We start from the raw sequence: 15305 nt of genomic DNA on the forward strand, positions 1-15305 counted from the left end.
TCGTCTCCACCCCTGGGTGGAGACGACGGCTCCACCCGCGTTCAACCCCTGGGCCGATCCCCTGACCTGGCAGTTTCCGTAGCGTCGGAGTCGTAGAACTTCCCGCCATTCGGAGGCTCCCATGTCCGGGCTCGTCAATGTCCTGGTGATCGTCGCGGTCATCGCACTCGTAGTGGTCCGCCAGTGTTCGGCCCGACGGATCTCCGGCGACCGCCGCTGGTGGGTCCTGCCCGGTGTCCTGTTCGTCATGGCGCTGCGCGAGCCCGGACTCGTGGACCAGCACCACGAGACACTCTCCGTCCTGGTCCTGGGGGCCGAGCTCGTCGTGGGGCTGGTCATGGGTGCGGCCTGGGGATGGACGGCCCGGCTCTGGCGTGCGGAGGACGGCTCCCTCTGGAGCAAGGGGACCAGGGCCACCGTCTACGTCTGGACCGGGGGCCTGCTGCTGAGGGCGGCCCTCTACGGGGCGGCGGCGGCCCTGGGCGTACATCAGGGCAGCTCCGCCCTGATGATGGCCCTCGCGGTGACGCTGCTGGTGCGCGGCGGGGTGCTGGTGCGGCGGGCCGCCGGGATACCGGCGACGTACGGTGTGACCGCTGACCGCGCGCCGTTCCGGCAGGCATGGAAGGACCGTGTGTGACACCCGCATCGTGGACGAGCTGGCCTTCGCGGGAGGCTCTCTCGCGGGAGAAGCGCACCCGCTCAAGGAGCGTCATCGCGTGGTCCGTCCGGGCCGGGCTGCTCACCCTGATGCTCTGGGGGGCCTTCACCGGCGGCCTGTTCGAGCCCTGGGAGATCGCGGTCGGCCTGATCGGGGTGCTCGGCTGCGCGGTGCTCGCGGTGGCCTTCTTCCGGACGAGTCTGGAGAACCGGCTCCGGCCCTCCCTGGGCGCGCTCGCCCTGCTGATGCTGGCTGCGTTCGGGGCACAGGAGGCCGGCGCCACCGTGCCGGCGGTGGTGCTCTGGTGCGGCTGCGCGGTCACGGCTCTGGAGCGGCTGCCGCTGGTGGCGGGAATCCCGTCCACGGCGGTGGCGCTCGGCGCGTACGCGGTGGTGAACACCGACAACTGGCCGTCCACGGCCGTGACCACGGCGGGGCTCTGCCTCGCGGGCTACGTGCTGCGCCTGGACGCCGAGGCCCGGGGCAGCGCGCGGCGGCTTCTCGCGCAGGAGCGGGCCGCTCGGGTCGCGGAGGCCGAGACGGCGGCTCTGGACGAGCGGTCCAGGATCGCCCGGGAGATCCACGACGTGCTCGCCCACAGCCTCTCCGCTCAGCTGGTCCACCTGGAGGCGGCGCGGCTGCTGATCGAGAGGGAGCCTGCGGGGGAGTTCCGGGACAACGTCCTGCAGCGGGTCGTCGCGGCCCGCTCCATGGCCCGTGAGGGGCTCGCGGAGACCCGTCAGGCGCTCTCCGCCCTGCGCGGCGAGGTCTCGCCGGTGGAGGACTTCCTGCGGCAGCTGGTGGTCGCCGAGCCGGCCGAGGTCAGGGTGGAGGGGGAGCGCCGGACGCTGACCGCCGAGGCCTCGCAGGCGGTCCGGCGCGTCGTACAGGAGGCGCTGACCAACGTGCGCAAGCACGCGCCGGGGGCCAGGGTGCGCATCCGCCTGCAGTACCTGCCGGACGGGATCGCGCTGGAGGTCAGCGACCGGGGCGGGAGAAGTCCTGAGGCCGGCCTCGCTGTCAGTGGCTCCGGATACGGTCTGCTGGGAATGCGCGAGCGTGCCGAACTGCTCGGCGGCACGCTGGAGGCCGGTCCCGGCGAGGAGGGGTTCGTGGTGAGTCTGCGAGTGCCCGCGTGAGCGCGCGGGTGGTGGTGGCCGACGACCAGTCGGTCGTGCGTGAGGGAATCGTCATGCTGCTGGGCCTGCTCCCCGGGATCGAGGTGATCGGTTCGGCGAGGGACGGCGAGGAGGCCGTCGCCCTGGTCGCCGAGCATGCGCCGGACGTGGTCCTGATGGACCTGAGAATGCCCCGGTGCGACGGTGTGGAGGCAACGCGCCGGATCCGCAAGGACTATCCCGCCACCCAGGTCGTGGTGCTGACGACCTTCGCCGAGGACGACTCGCTCTTCCCCGCACTCCGGGCGGGCGCCCGCGGCTATCTCACCAAGGACGCCGGCGGCGACGAGATCGTGCGGGCCATCGAGGCGGTCCTCTCGGGCGAGGCCGGGCTCTCGCCGGCCGTGCAGCGCCGCCTGCTGGAGCAGGTCACCACGGGGCCGCTGCCACCGGCCGGGGGCGGCGAGCCGGAGCTTCCCGACGGGATGACCCCCCGTGAGGCGGAGGTGCTCGTCCTGATCGCCGAGGGGATGTCCAACGCGGAGATCGCCCGCAGCCTGCACATTTCGCAGGCCACCGTGAAGAGCCACATCAACAATCTGTTCGCCAAGGCGGGGCTCCGCGACCGGGCCCAGGCGGTCCGCTATGCGTACGTTCGAGGGCTCGCACGGCCGCCCGGCACATCCTTCACCTGAAGAGGTGAAGTCTCGCGAATGAAGTGCCCGGGATCTTCCCGATCTGCCCATTCTTGGGTACGCGGCCGAAGTGGTCCGTGGACAAGGGGAGTTGTTCGGTGGAGAAGGAAGCAGGGCGCGAGTCCGCAGCGACGCGGCTGGACGACCCGTGGTACGACGCGCTGGCCTCCGGCTGGGGGGAACTGGACGGTACGGGAAGCTTCGCGCCTGCCGGAGCGCCCGACCCCGTGGTGCCGCAGCGCGGCCACAGTGCGGCGGACATCTATCTGGAGGTACAGCGGAGCGAGGCCTTCCAGGAGGTGCGACGCCGGTACCGGCGCTTCATCGTGCCCGCCACCCTCGCGTTCTTCGTCTGGTACCTCGCCTACGTGGTCATGGCGGTCACCGCGCCCGGCCTGATGGCCAGACCGGTGGCCGGGGCCGTCAACGTCGCGATGGTCGCGGGACTCGGGCAGTTCCTCACGACGTTCCTGCTCACCGGCGCGTACGCACGGCACGCGCGGCTGCGCAGGGACCGGGCAGCGCTCGATCTGCGCTGGGAGACGCAGGAGATGACCCGGGGGGCCGGGCGTTGAGCGGCAATCACCAGACCCTGGCGCTCGTGCTGTTCAGCGTCTTCATCGCCGTGACGCTCGGCATCACCACCTGGGTGAGCCGCAACCGGCACGGTTCGGCCGAGGAGTTCTACGCCGGCGGCCGGCTCTTCTCGCCCATGGAGAACGGTTTCGCCATCGCGGGCGACTACATGTCGGCCGCGTCCTTCCTCGGCATCTCCGGCCTGATCGCCCTCTTCGGCTACGACGGCATGCTCTACTCGGTCGGCTTCCTGGTGGCCTGGCTCGTCGTGCTGCTGCTCGTCGCGGAACTCGTCCGCAACTGCGGCCGGTTCACCCTGGCCGACGTGGTGGCGGCGCGGATGGCGGAGCGTCCGGTCCGGATCGCGGCGGGCACGTCCTCCGTCACGGTCTCCGTGCTGTACCTCGTGGCGCAGATGGTGGGCGCGGGCAGCCTGGTGGCCCTGCTCCTCGGCGGCACGAGCGGTGCCGCCCGGTCCTGGACCGTCATCGGCGTCGGCGCGCTCATGGTGATCTACGTGTCGCTCGGCGGCATGCGCGCCACCACCTGGATCCAGATCGTGAAGGCCGTCCTGCTGATGGCGGGCACGATCGTGCTCACCGTGCTCGTACTGGTCCACTTCCACGGCAACATCAACGAGTTGCTCAACTCCGCCGCCGACCGCAGCGGGAACGGGAAGAAGTTCCTCTCGCCAGGCCTCCGGTACGGCGGCAGCTGGACGGCACGCGTCGACTTCATCAGTCTCGGCCTGGCACTCGTGCTCGGCACGGCCGGACTGCCGCACATCCTGTCGCGGTTCTACACCGTGCCGACCGCCCGTGCGGCCCGCCGCTCGGTCGTCTGGTCCATCGGCCTCATCGGCAGCTTCTACCTGATGACGATCGTGCTCGGATTCGGGGCGGCGGCGCTGGTCGGCACGGCGGACGTCCGGGCCTCGAATCCCGCCGGCAACACCGCTGTTCCCCTGCTCGCACTGGTGCTCGGCGGCGGTGAGGGATCCACCGGGGGAACGATCCTGTTCGCCGTGGTCGCCGCCGTGGCCTTCGCGACCATCCTCGCGGTCGTCGCCGGAATCACGCTGGCCTCCTCGGCCTCCGTGGCCCACGACCTCTACGCCTCCCTGCGCCGCCCGGGTTCCAGGCAGCGCAGCGAGGTGGCCGTGGCCCGGGTCGCCGCCGCGGGGATCGGGGTGGCCGCCATCGGGCTGGGCCTGCTCGCCCAGGACCTCAACGTGGCATTCCTGGTCGGCCTGGCCTTCGCGGTCGCCGCGTCCGCGAATCTGCCCGTGCTGCTCTACTCGCTGTTCTGGCGGAACTTCACCACGCGCGGCGCGGTCTGGTCGGTCTACGGAGGGCTGATCCCCGCCGTGCTGCTCGTCGTGTTCTCCCCGGTCGTCTCGGGCAGCGCCACCTCGCTCTTCCCCGGTGCGGACTTCCAGCTCTTCCCGCTGGAGAACCCCGGCCTCGTCTCCATCCCGCTGGGCTTCCTGGCCGGCTGGCTCGGCACGGTCACCTCGCAGGAGCCGCCGGACGCGGCCAAGCACGCCGAGACGGAGGTCCGCGCACTGACCGGCGCCGGCGCAGTCTGAACCCCGACTCGCTCAGGTGCAGCGGGAGCGCGCCCGCACAACCAGGAGCAGTGTGGCGAGTTGCGTGTCGAGGGGTCCCGGAATGAGACTGGCGACGAGTACGGTGGCGCCGTCGGCGATGGTCGGTCCGCATGAGCTGTACCTGCGGGAAGCACCGCCGGTACCGCCGAGGGGGCACGGCGTTCCGGCAGTGCGCGAATAGCACGCCCGGCGTGGAAATGGTGCACGGCATTCCGGGGTTTCGCGAGATTGTCTCGTTTCCCACTCCACGCAATCCGCTTGCGCTTCTTGCGCTAATCTTGCACACATGACGCGACGACTTGCTCAGGTGGCACAGAAGGTTGGAGTCAGCGAGGCCACGGTCAGCCGGGTGCTCAACGGCAAGCCAGGAGTCTCCGATGCCACGCGACAGGCCGTCCTGTCCGCGCTGGACGTGCTCGGGTACGAGCGGCCGACGCAGTTGCGCGGCGAGCGGGCCCGGCTGGTCGGGCTGGTCCTGCCCGAGCTGCAGAACCCGATCTTCCCCGCCTTCGCCGAGGTGGTCGGGAGCGCGCTCGCCCAGCAGGGCCTCACGCCCGTCCTGTGCACCCAGACCAAGGGCGGCGTCTCCGAGGCGGAGTACGTCGAACTGCTCCTCCAGCAGCAGGTCTCGGGCGTCGTCTTCGCCGGTGGGCTCTACGCCCAGACCGACGCCCCGCACGACCACTACAAGGTGCTGGCCGACCGGAAGATCCCCGTCGTCCTCATCAACGCGGCCATCGACCACCTCGACTTCCCGGGCATCTCCTGCGACGACACCGTGGCCGTGGAACAGGCCTGGCGCCACCTGGTGTCGCTCGGCCACGAGCGCATCGGTCTGGTGCTCGGCCCCTCGGACCACGTGCCCTCGCAGCGCAAGCTGGCCGCGGCCCGGGTGCTCGCCGAGGAATCCGGTACGGCCATGCCGGACAAGTGGGTCGCCAGGGCGATGTACTCGCTGGAGGGCGGGCAGGCGGCCGCCATGCGACTGCTCGACGAAGGGGTCACCGGGTTCATCTGCGCCAGTGACGTCCTGGCCCTGGGAGCGGTGCGCGCGGCACGCCGCCGCGGCCTCTCGGTGCCCGCCGACGTCTCCGTCGTCGGGTACGACGACTCGGCGTTCATGAACTGCACCGAGCCGCCGCTGACCACGGTGCGCCAGCCGATCGAGGCCATGGGGCGGGCGGCGGTCGAGCTGCTCTCCGTGCAGATCGGAGGACGTGCCGTGCCGTCCGACGAGCTGCTCTTCGAGCCCGAGCTGGTGGTGCGCGGCTCCACGGCGCAGCCCCCGCGCAACGCTTCCCGCTGACCGTCGGGAATTTGCGCCCGGTGAACGGTCTATTGCGAAGGTGACTCCGTGGCATCGGGCAGCGGCCGCGGCGGCCGCGGTCCGGTGTACTGGCCGATGGGGCGCATCCGCAGCGGTCGCTCCCCGTACTCCTCCAGGGCGTGCGCGATCCACCCCGCCGTGCGGGAGATCGCGAACACCGTCTCGCCCGCCTCCGCGGCCATGCCCGAGGAGACGGACAGCACCGCGAGCGCCATGTCGACATTCGCGTGCAGCGGGGCGTGGCGCGCGGCCGTGGTGACCACGTCACGGGCCGCGGCCAGCGCCGGCGCCGCCCGAGGGATCTCCGCGAGCAGGGCGAACAGCGAGGTGGCCCGTGGGTCCTCGCCGGTGTAGAGCCGGTGCCCCAGCCCCGGTACCCGGCGGCCGGTACGGAGGTGGTCGGTGACCACCGGAGCGGCGCCGCCCCGCTCCAGGGCCTCGGCCAGCATCCGGTGCGCCAGTCCGCTGGCCGCGCCGTGCAGCGGCCCCTCCAGGACCCCGAGCCCCGCCGATACCACCGCGTACGGGTGGGCCCTGGCCGAGGCCGCGACCCGGGCCGCCAGGGTGGACGCGGCCAGGTCGTGGTCGATCAGCAGCCCGAGTGCGGTGTCCAGCACCTCGAGTGACGCCTCGTCGGCCGGTCGCGCGGTGAGTCTCGGCCACAGTTGACGCGCCAGCCCGGAAGCGGCCGACGCGCCCGCGTCCCCGCCCTGGCCGCCGCCGTCCCGCGAGCCGCCTGCCGTCGGCAGCGCGCCCACCAGGGTCGGGATCAGGCTCCGCGCGCCACCCAGCACCGCCTCGCGAGACAGGTCGAAACGCAGGGGATCCGCCGCGGCCGCCGCGACGACCGCCACCCGCAGCCGGTCCGTCGAGCCGCTGTGCGCCGGCAGCGCGCCGACCGCCCGGCGCGCCGCGGCCAGCGCCTCGGTCGGGGCCGTGAAGCGCGCGCCCGTCCGCAGCTCACCGGTCCAGAGCCACTCGGCGATCTCCTCGTAGGTATGACGCCGGGCCAGCTCCGTGGCGTCCACGCCCCGGAAGCAGTAGCGGTCGCCCTCGATGAGCGTGATGCCGGTCCGGAAGGCGAACTCGCCTGCGGGGGAGGCCATTTCCCTGCGTCCCGTGCGCCGCGCCAGGGCGTCGACCTCCGCCGCGTCGAACGTGCTGCCCCGGCCGCCGGGCGCACGGTTGCTGCTCAGCTGGCCCCGGCTCACGTACGCGTACACCGTCTCCGGCTTCACGCCCAGGCGCTCGGCCGTCTCCCGAGTGGTGAGTCGATGCGCCGTGCGCCCCGAACCGTCGCCCTCGCCCGCTTGATCCGTCATGGTGCTCACCGTATCCATATTGATTCAATCAACATTGACAGATATCGAGTCAAGCATGGACAGTCGAATCAATGTCAAGAGTCGCAGCATCGGAATGTCCCTGGAGGAAGCAATGACGACCATGACCGGCTCAGCCCCGCTCGACGTCCCTCGAGGCCTGGCGGGTGTCGTCGTCACCGACACGGCCCTCGGCGATGTCCGGGGCCGCGAGGGCTTCTACCACTACCGGCAGTACTCGGCGATCGAGCTGGCGCAGAACCGCAGCTTCGAGGACGTCTGGTACCTGATGACCGAGGGCGAGCTGCCCGGCCCGGCCGCCCGCGCCGGCTTCGCCACCCGCACCGCCGCACTGCGCCGGCTGCCCGCGGAGGTACGCGACGCCCTGCCCGGCATAGCGCGCGCCGGCGCCGTGTCCGGACCGCTCGCCGGACTCCGCACCGCGCTCTCGCTCCTGGGCGCCTCGGCCGGCTTCCGCCCGGTGTACGACATCGACGCGGACCGGCGCCGTGCGGACGCGCTGGCCGCGTGCGCCGCGGTCCCCACCGTGCTCACCGCCCTCCACCGGCTCGGCCAGGGCCTCCAGCCGGTGGAGCCGCGCGACGACCTGCCGTACGCGGCCAACTACCTCTACATGCTCACCGGTTCCGTACCGGACGACGCCCGGGTCAGGGCCGTCGAGCAGTATCTGATCTCCACCGTCGACCACGGCTTCAACGCCTCGACCTTCACCGGCCGGGTCGTCGCCTCCACCGGTGCGGATATCGCCGCCTGCCTGGTGGCGGCCGTCGGCGCGCTCTCCGGACCGCTGCACGGCGGTGCGCCGAGCCGGGCCCTGGACACCCTGGACGCCATCGGGACCCCCGACCGCATCGACGGCTGGATCCGCGAGCGGGTGCTCGCCGGTGACCGGATCATGGGCTTCGGGCACCCCGTCTACCGCACCGAGGACCCCCGCTCGCGCATGCTGCGCTCCATCGCCCAGAGCTTCGGCGGCCCGCTCGTCGACTTCGCGGTCGAGGTGGAACGGCAGGTCGAAGCCATCCTCGCGGAGCTGAAGCCGGGGCGGGAACTGCACACCAACGTGGAGTTCTACGCCGGAGTGGTCATGGAGCTGTGCGGGCTGCCGCGCGAGATGTTCACGCCGACGTTCTGCTCGGCGCGGGTGGTCGGCTGGAGCGCCAATATCCTGGAGCAGGCGGAGGACTCCAAGATCATCCGCCCGGCGGCCCGCTACGTCGGCCCGCCCCCGCCGCAGCCGGTCCCGGCCGCCTGACATCCCCGGAAGGCTCCGTTGAACCCGTCGTCACCGCCCCGCAGCCGGCAGATCCCGGTCATCGTCCTCGCCGGATTCCTGGGATCCGGCAAGACGACGCTGCTCAACCACCTGCTGCGCCATCGCGCCGGAAACCGGATCGGCGTGATCGTCAACGACTTCGGGTCCATCGAGATCGACGCCATGACCGTGTCCGGACAGGTCGGCTCGACCGTCTCGCTCGGCGGCGGCTGCCTGTGCTGCGCGGTCGACGCGAGCGAACTCGACACCTACCTGGAGACCCTGACCAGGCCCGCCGCCCGCCTCGATGTGATCGTCATCGAGGCGAGCGGCCTCGCCGAACCCCAGGAGCTCGTACGGATGCTGCTGGCCAGCGACAACCCGCACATCGTGTACGGGGGACTGGTCGAGGTGGTCGACGCCGCGGAGTTCGCCGCCACCCGGGAACGCCATCCGGAGATCGACCGCCATCTCGCCGTCGCGGACCTCGTCGTGCTGAACAAGACGGACCGGGCCGGGGAGGCCGACCGGCAGCGCGTGCGGGAGGCCGTCGCGGCCGGCGGCAGCACGGCGGCCCTTGTCCCCGCCTGCTACGGACGCATCGACCCCGAACTGCTCTTCGACCCCGCGCTGCGGCCGGACAGCGAGGAGAAGGCGCGTCAGCTGACCTTCGAGGACCTGTACCTGGAGGAGCGGGCGGCGGAGTCGGACGAGGAGCACGGGGACCATCTGCACGCGGCGTACGAGAGTGTCGACTTCACCTCCGACGTGCCCATGGACCCCCGCCGGCTGATGGCCTTCCTGGACTCCCGGCCGGAGGGCCTCTACCGGATCAAGGGGTACGTCGACTTCGGCGCGGGCGACCGTGACAACGCCTACGCGCTGCACGCCGTCGGCAGGTTCCTGCGGTTCGCCCCGCAGCCCTGGGCCCGCCGCGGACCCCGGCTGACCCGGCTCGTGCTGATCGGCTCCGGGATCGACGCCCGCGCCCTGCGCAAGGAACTGGAGGACTGTCGCACATCGGGGGAGGCACAGGACGCCGCACACGAGCGGTCCATGTGGGGCGTCCTGCGGTACGTGCAACAGCCCGGCGACGACGCGTAGGGCCTGTCCGCCAGACAGGCCCTACGCGTCGTCGCCGGGCCGGGCCTACACGGGGCCGGCGATCACCGCGACCGGGGACTCCAGCGGCGTCCCCGAACCGTCGCGCCGGGGGTCGGGCTCGGGCAGCGTGGCGGGTGTGCCGTTCTTCTGCGCGGCGCGGGCGGGAACCGGGCCCGCCCAGGCGAACGTCAGCACGTCCTCGCCCTTGAGGAACCGCTGACAGCGCACCCCACCGGTGGCCCGGCCCTTGCGCGGGTACTGGTCGAACGGGGTGAACTTGCAGGTCAGCGCGGAGTCGTCGAGCGTGCCGTGCGAACCGGCGACGGTGAACACCATGGCGTCCGAGGCCGGATCCACCGCGGCGAAGGAGAGCACCTCCGCGCCGTCCGTGAGCTTCACGCCCGCCATCCCGCCGGCCGGACGTCCCTGCGGGCGCACCTGCGCCGCCGGATAGCGCAGCAGCTGGGCGTCCGAGGTGATGAAGACCAGGTCCTCCTCGCCGGTGCGCAGTTCCATCGCGCCGGCGATCCGGTCACCGTCCTTGAGGGCGATGACCTCCAGCTCGTCCTTGTTGGCCGGATAGTCGGGCACCACGCGCTTCACGACGCCCTGCACGGTGCCGATCGCCAGCCCCGGCGAGGACTCGTCGAGGGTGGTGAGGCAGACGACCTCCTCGTCCGCGTCCAGAGTCAGGAACTCCGCGACCATGGCCCCGCCCGAGAGGTTGGGCGCCGCGTGGGTGTCAGGCAGCTGCGGCAGATCGATCACCGCGAGCCGCAGCAGCCGTCCCGTCGACGTCACCACGCCGACATCGCCGCGTGCCGTGGCCGGCACGGCCGACACGATCACGTCGTGCTTGGCGCGCTTGGCACCCTCGTCGAAGACGATCGGCTCGCCGTTGGCCGTACGGGCCAGCAGACCGGTCGAGGACAGCAGCACCCGGCACGGGTCGTCCGCGACCTCCAGCGGCACCGCGGCGATCTGCGAACCGGCCGACTCCAGCAGCACCGTACGCCGGTCGGTGCCGAACTTCTTGGCGACCGCGGCCAGTTCCGTGGAGACCAGCTTGCGCAGCTCGGTGTCCGATTCGAGGATCGCGGTCAGCTCGTCGATCTCGGTGTTGAGCCGGTCCTGCTCGCTCTCCAGCTCGACCCGGTCGAACCGGGTGAGCCGGCGCAGCGGGGTGTCCAGGATGTACTGCGTCTGGACCTCGCTCAGCGAGAAGTGCTCGATGAGCCGGTCCTTGGCCTGCGCCGAGTTGTCGCTGGACCGGATGAGCCGGATGACCTCGTCGATGTCGATCAGCGCGACGAGGAGGCCCTCGACCAGGTGCAGCCGGTTGCGGCGCTTGGTCCGGCGGAACTCGCTGCGCCGGCGCACCACGTCGAAGCGGTGGTCGAGGTAGACCTCCAGAAGCTCCTTGAGGCCCAGGGTGAGCGGCTGTCCGTCGACCAGCGCCACGTTGTTGATGCCGAAGGACTCCTCCATCGGCGTCAGCTTGTAGAGCTGTTCCAGTACGGCCTCGGGCACGAAGCCGTTCTTGACCTCGATGACCAGGCGCAGTCCGTGCGCGCGGTCGGTGAGGTCCTTGACGTCCGCGATGCCCTGGAGCTTCTTCGCCGAGACCAGGTCCTTGATCTTGGCGATCACCTTCTCCGGACCGACGCTGAAGGGCAGTTCGGTGACGACCAGGCCCTTGCGGCGTGCCGTGACGTTCTCCACGGCGACGGTGGCGCGGATCTTGAACGAGCCGCGCCCCTTGGCGTAGGCGTCCTTGATGCCGCCGAGTCCCACGATCCGGCCACCGGTCGGCAGGTCGGGACCGGGGACGAACCGCATCAGGGTGTCCAGGTCCGCGCCCGGATGCTTGATCAGGTGGCGGGCGGCGGCGATGACCTCGCCCAGGTTGTGCGGCGGCATATTGGTCGCCATGCCGACGGCGATCCCGGTCGTGCCGTTGACCAGGAGGTTCGGATAGGCGGCCGGGAGGACCACCGGCTCCTGCTCCTGGCCGTCGTAATTCGACTGGAAAGCGACGGTCTCCTCGTCGATCGACTCCGTCATCAACGACGTCGCGTCGGCCATCCGGCACTCGGTGTACCGCATGGCGGCCGGCGGGTCGTCGTTGCCGAGCGAGCCGAAGTTCCCGTGCCCGTCGACGAGGGGGAGCCGCATGGAGAACGGCTGTGCCATCCGCACCAGCGCGTCGTAGATCGACGCGTCGCCGTGCGGGTGCAGCTTACCCATGACCTCGCCGACGACACGGGCGCACTTCACATAGCCGCGGTCCGGACGCAGGCCCATCTCGTTCATCTGGTACACGATGCGTCGGTGCACCGGCTTCAAGCCGTCACGGGCGTCCGGCAGGGCCCGTGAGTAGATCACCGAGTACGCGTACTCAAGGAAGGAGCCCTGCATTTCGTCGACGACGTCGATGTCGAGGATCTTCTCCTCGAAGTCGTCCGGCGGCGGGGTCTTCGTGCTGCGGCGGGCCATCGCGGCTGCGACTCCTTCACGGATTCAAGTTCGGGCAACCTCAGGTTCTGACGCGGACCATTGTGGACCGCCGCACTGACAACTCCGACCTCGACCCGTCCCAAAGGCGGTTCCCGACCCGTTCCGAGGAGGGTTCGGGGCCCGCCCCGAGGGGGCGGGGACCATCTTTTCCGATGACTTGCGCGGCACGGGAACTTCGCCAGGCGTCGGTGCGCTTGCTTACAGTGGCAGGTCTCGCATCACATCCAGTATCGCGATCGAAGGGACGTACATGCCCATGGGTCACACGGCCACAGCCCAGGCCGGCTCCGGCGGCTTGACAGCGACCGAGCACCGTCTGGCCAACGGCCTGCGCGTGGTGCTCTCCGAGGACCATCTGACCCCGGTCGCCGCGGTGTGCCTCTGGTACGACGTCGGCTCGCGCCACGAGGTCAAGGGACGCACCGGTCTGGCTCACCTCTTCGAGCACCTGATGTTCCAGGGCTCGGGCCAGGTCAAGGGGAACGGCCACTTCGAGCTGGTGCAGGGCGCCGGCGGCTCGCTCAACGGCACCACCAGCTTCGAGCGGACCAACTACTTCGAGACGATGCCCACGCACCAGCTGGAGCTGGCCCTGTGGCTCGAGGCCGACCGGATGGGCTCGCTGCTCGCCGCGCTCGACGAGGAGTCCATGGAGAACCAGCGCGACGTCGTCAAGAACGAGCGCCGCCAGCGCTACGACAACGTCCCGTACGGCACCGCCTTCGAGAAGCTGACCGCCCTCGCCTACCCGGAGGGCCACCCGTACCACCACACCCCGATCGGGTCGATGGCGGACCTGGACGCGGCGACCCTCGACGACGCGCGGGCCTTCTTCCGTACGAACTACGCGCCCAACAACGCGGTGCTCTCGGTCGTCGGTGACATCGACCCCGAGCAGACCCTCGCCTGGATCGAGAAGTACTTCGGCACCATTCCGTCGCACGACGGCAAGCAGCCGCCGCGGGACGGCACGCTGCCCGAGGTGATCGGCGGTGAGCTGCGCGAGGAGGTCCGCGAGGAGGTCCCGGCGCGTGCGCTGATGGCCGCCTACCGGCTCCCGCACGACGGCACCCGCGAGTGCGACGCGGCGGATCTCGCGCTGACCGTGCTGGGCGGCGGCGAGTCGTCCCGGCTGCACAACCGGCTGGTCCGCCGCGACCGGACGGCCGTCGCGGCCGGATTCGGGCTGCTGCGGCTGGCCGGCGCGCCCTCGCTCGGCTGGCTGGACGTCAAGACGTCCGGCGGCGTCGAGGTGGCGCGGATCGAGACCGCGGTCGACGAGGAGCTCGCCCGGTTCGCCGAGGAGGGCCCCTCGCCCGAGGAGATGGAGCGCGCCCAGGCACAGTTGGAGCGCGAGTGGCTGGACCGGCTCGGTACGGTCGCGGGCCGCGCCGACGAACTGTGCCGGTTCGCCGTGCTGTTCGGTGACCCGCAGCTCGCCCTGACCGCCGTGCACCGGGTGCTCGACGTCACCGCCGAGGAGGTCCGGGCGGCCGCCAGGGCCCAGCTGCGGCCCGACAACCGGGCGGTGCTGGTCTACGAGCCCGTCGAGTCTGCGGAGCCCGCAGAAGAGGCGGGGACGGACGCCGCCACCGACACCGACGCGCACGAAGGGGCGGACAAGTGAGCGACACTGCCGCGACTGGAGTTTCGATGGAGTACCACCCCCAGCCCGCCCCCGGGACGGCCAGGCCCTGGGCCTTCCCCGCCCCCGAGCGCGGCGCCCTGCCCAACGGGCTCACGGTGCTGCGCTGCCACCGCCCCGGCCAGCAGGTCGTCGCCGTCGAGGTCTTCCTGGAGGCCCCGCTCGACGCCGAGCCCGAGGGCCTGGACGGGGTTGCCACGATCATGTCGCGCGCCCTGTCCGAGGGCACCGACAAGCACAGCGCCGAGGAGTTCGCCGCCGAGCTGGAGCGGTGCGGAGCCACTCTGGACGCCCACGCCGACCACCCCGGCGTCCGGGTCTCCCTGGAGGTTCCCGCCTCCCGGCTCGCCAAGGCGCTCGGCCTGGTCGCCGAGGCCCTGCGGGCACCGGCCTTCGCGGACAGCGAGATCGAGCGGCTGGTGAACAACCGGCTCGACGAGATCCCGCACGAGCAGGCGAACCCCGCCCGGCGCGCGGCCAAGCAGCTCTCCAAGGAGCTCTTCCCGGCCACGGCCCGCATGTCGCGCCCGCGTCAGGGCACCGAGAAGACCGTCGAGCGGATCGACTCCGCGGCCGTGCGCGCCTTCTACGACGCCCACGTCCGCCCGTCCACCGCGACCGCGGTGGTCGTCGGTGACCTCACCGGCATCGACCTGGACGCCCTGCTCGCCGACACCCTGGGCGATTGGTCGGGCAACACCGCCGCGTCCCGGCCGGTCCCGCCGATCACCGCCGACGACACCGGCCGGGTGGTGATCGTGGACCGCCCCGGAGCGGTGCAGACCCAGCTGCTGATCGGGCGGATCGGCGCCGACCGGCACGACAGCGTCTGGCCGGCCCAGGTGCTCGGCACCTACTGCCTGGGCGGCACGCTGACCTCCCGGCTCGACCGGGTGCTGCGCGAGGAGAAGGGCTACACCTACGGCGTACGCGCCTTCGCCCAGGTGCTGCGCTCCTCGGCCCGGGACTCCGCCTCGGGGTCGACCGGCGCCGCGATGCTCGCCATCAGCGGCTCGGTGGACACGGAGTCCACCGGACCGGCGCTGGACGACCTGTGGAAGGTGCTGCGGACCCTGGCCGCCGAAGGCCTGACGGACGCCGAGCGCGAGACGGCCGTGCAGAACCTCGTGGGCGTGGCACCGCTGAAGTTCGAGACGGCCGCGTCCGTCGCGGCCACCCTCGCCGACCAGGTCGAGCAGCACCTCGCCGACGACTACCAGGCGCAGCTGTACGCGCGCCTCGCCGAGACCGGCACGGTCGAGGCGACGGCAGCCGTGGTCAACGCCTTCCCGGAGGACCGCCTCGTCACGGTCCTGGTCGGGGACGCCGCGCAGATCGAGGAGCCGGTCAGGGCTCTCGGCATCGGAGAGGTCTCGGTCGTCACCGGCTGAGCCGCCACCGCCCCCGACTGCGGGGCGGGAGCGGGGCCCTGGCGGGTCGTCTGCCGCCAGGGCCTTC

12 protein-coding genes are annotated in these 15305 nt (G+C 71.6%); 10 read left to right on the forward strand and 2 right to left on the reverse strand.

The genetic code is table 11. The features are described 5' to 3' along the window. Positions 1-121 precede the first annotated feature (121 nt). The 6 genes from EDD93_RS23055 to EDD93_RS23080 all read left to right on the forward strand — a co-directional run bounded on the left by EDD93_RS23055 (position 122) and on the right by EDD93_RS23080 (position 5965). Positions 122-640, forward strand: coding sequence for a CcdC protein domain-containing protein (locus EDD93_RS23055; RefSeq protein WP_123526960.1), 519 nt, complete (start codon positions 122-124; stop codon positions 638-640). Then, on the forward strand, positions 637-1800 hold the full coding sequence (locus EDD93_RS23060; RefSeq protein WP_123526961.1) for a sensor histidine kinase: 1164 nt from the start codon (positions 637-639) through the stop codon (positions 1798-1800). The genes EDD93_RS23055 and EDD93_RS23060 overlap by 4 nt, the downstream gene beginning before the upstream one ends. Beyond that, a complete protein-coding gene (locus EDD93_RS23065) occupies positions 1797-2474 on the forward strand; it encodes a response regulator transcription factor (protein WP_123526962.1) in 678 nt (225 codons plus the stop codon). Before EDD93_RS23060 ends, EDD93_RS23065 begins: the two co-directional genes overlap by 4 nt. 98 nt (positions 2475-2572) lie before the next feature. Then, positions 2573-3049, forward strand: a complete 477-nt coding sequence (locus EDD93_RS23070; RefSeq protein WP_123526963.1) for a DUF485 domain-containing protein — start codon at positions 2573-2575, stop codon at positions 3047-3049. Next, complete coding sequence (locus EDD93_RS23075) at positions 3046-4638, forward strand: cation acetate symporter (protein WP_123526964.1); 1593 nt, start codon at positions 3046-3048, stop codon at positions 4636-4638. Before EDD93_RS23070 ends, EDD93_RS23075 begins: the two co-directional genes overlap by 4 nt. A 307-nt stretch (positions 4639-4945) precedes the next feature. Continuing rightward, on the forward strand, positions 4946-5965 hold the full coding sequence (locus EDD93_RS23080) for a LacI family DNA-binding transcriptional regulator (RefSeq protein WP_123526965.1): 1020 nt from the start codon (positions 4946-4948) through the stop codon (positions 5963-5965). Between the two features lie 29 nt (positions 5966-5994). Here EDD93_RS23080 and EDD93_RS23085 read toward each other — a convergent pair whose 3' ends face one another. After that, on the reverse strand, positions 5995-7308 hold the full coding sequence (locus EDD93_RS23085) for a citrate synthase (RefSeq protein ID WP_123527931.1): 1314 nt from the start codon (positions 7306-7308) through the stop codon (positions 5995-5997). 112 nt (positions 7309-7420) lie between these two features. On the opposite strand from EDD93_RS23085, the gene EDD93_RS23090 reads away from it, so the two are divergent. Both EDD93_RS23090 and EDD93_RS23095 read left to right on the forward strand, forming a co-directional pair. Further along, positions 7421-8581: a citrate synthase/methylcitrate synthase gene (locus EDD93_RS23090; protein WP_123526966.1), complete on the forward strand. Its 1161-nt coding sequence runs from the start codon at positions 7421-7423 to the stop codon at positions 8579-8581. 18 nt (positions 8582-8599) lie between these two features. Next, positions 8600-9685, forward strand: coding sequence for a GTP-binding protein (locus tag EDD93_RS23095; RefSeq protein ID WP_123526967.1), 1086 nt, complete (start codon positions 8600-8602; stop codon positions 9683-9685). Between the two features lie 45 nt (positions 9686-9730). Here EDD93_RS23095 and EDD93_RS23100 read toward each other — a convergent pair whose 3' ends face one another. Next, entirely contained in the window at positions 9731-12181 is a 2451-nt protein-coding gene (locus EDD93_RS23100; protein ID WP_123526968.1) for a DNA topoisomerase (ATP-hydrolyzing) subunit A, read from the reverse strand. Positions 12182-12452: 271 nt separating this feature from the next. Here EDD93_RS23100 and EDD93_RS23105 point away from each other — a divergent pair, with 271 nt between their 5' ends. Both EDD93_RS23105 and EDD93_RS23110 read left to right on the forward strand, forming a co-directional pair. Then, the gene (locus EDD93_RS23105; protein WP_185092410.1) at positions 12453-13829 is read left to right on the forward strand and encodes a pitrilysin family protein; all 1377 of its coding nucleotides are present in this window, start codon (positions 12453-12455) and stop codon (positions 13827-13829) included. Between the two features lie 26 nt (positions 13830-13855). Further along, positions 13856-15238 carry a pitrilysin family protein gene (locus EDD93_RS23110; RefSeq protein WP_123526970.1) on the forward strand — a complete coding sequence of 461 codons (1383 nt, stop codon included), beginning with the start codon at positions 13856-13858 and terminating at the stop codon, positions 15236-15238. The last annotated feature ends 67 nt before the right edge of the window (positions 15239-15305 follow it).

Origin of the sequence: Streptomyces sp. 840.1, from assembly GCF_003751445.1 — a bacterium.
GTDB lineage: Bacteria > Actinomycetota > Actinomycetes > Streptomycetales > Streptomycetaceae > Streptomyces.

Coding starts and splice junctions, on each gene's coding strand:
- EDD93_RS23055 (WP_123526960.1), top strand. CDS start 122: ATGTCCGGGCTCGTCAATGTCCTGGTGATCGTCGCGGTCATCGCACTC.
- EDD93_RS23080 (WP_123526965.1), top strand. CDS start 4,946: ATGACGCGACGACTTGCTCAGGTGGCACAGAAGGTTGGAGTCAGCGAG.
- EDD93_RS23085 (WP_123527931.1), bottom strand. CDS start 7,308: ATGACGGATCAAGCGGGCGAGGGCGACGGTTCGGGGCGCACGGCGCAT.
- EDD93_RS23090 (WP_123526966.1), top strand. CDS start 7,421: ATGACGACCATGACCGGCTCAGCCCCGCTCGACGTCCCTCGAGGCCTG.
- EDD93_RS23100 (WP_123526968.1), bottom strand. CDS start 12,181: ATGGCCCGCCGCAGCACGAAGACCCCGCCGCCGGACGACTTCGAGGAG.
- EDD93_RS23105 (WP_185092410.1), top strand. CDS start 12,453: ATGCCCATGGGTCACACGGCCACAGCCCAGGCCGGCTCCGGCGGCTTG.
- EDD93_RS23110 (WP_123526970.1), top strand. CDS start 13,856: ATGGAGTACCACCCCCAGCCCGCCCCCGGGACGGCCAGGCCCTGGGCC.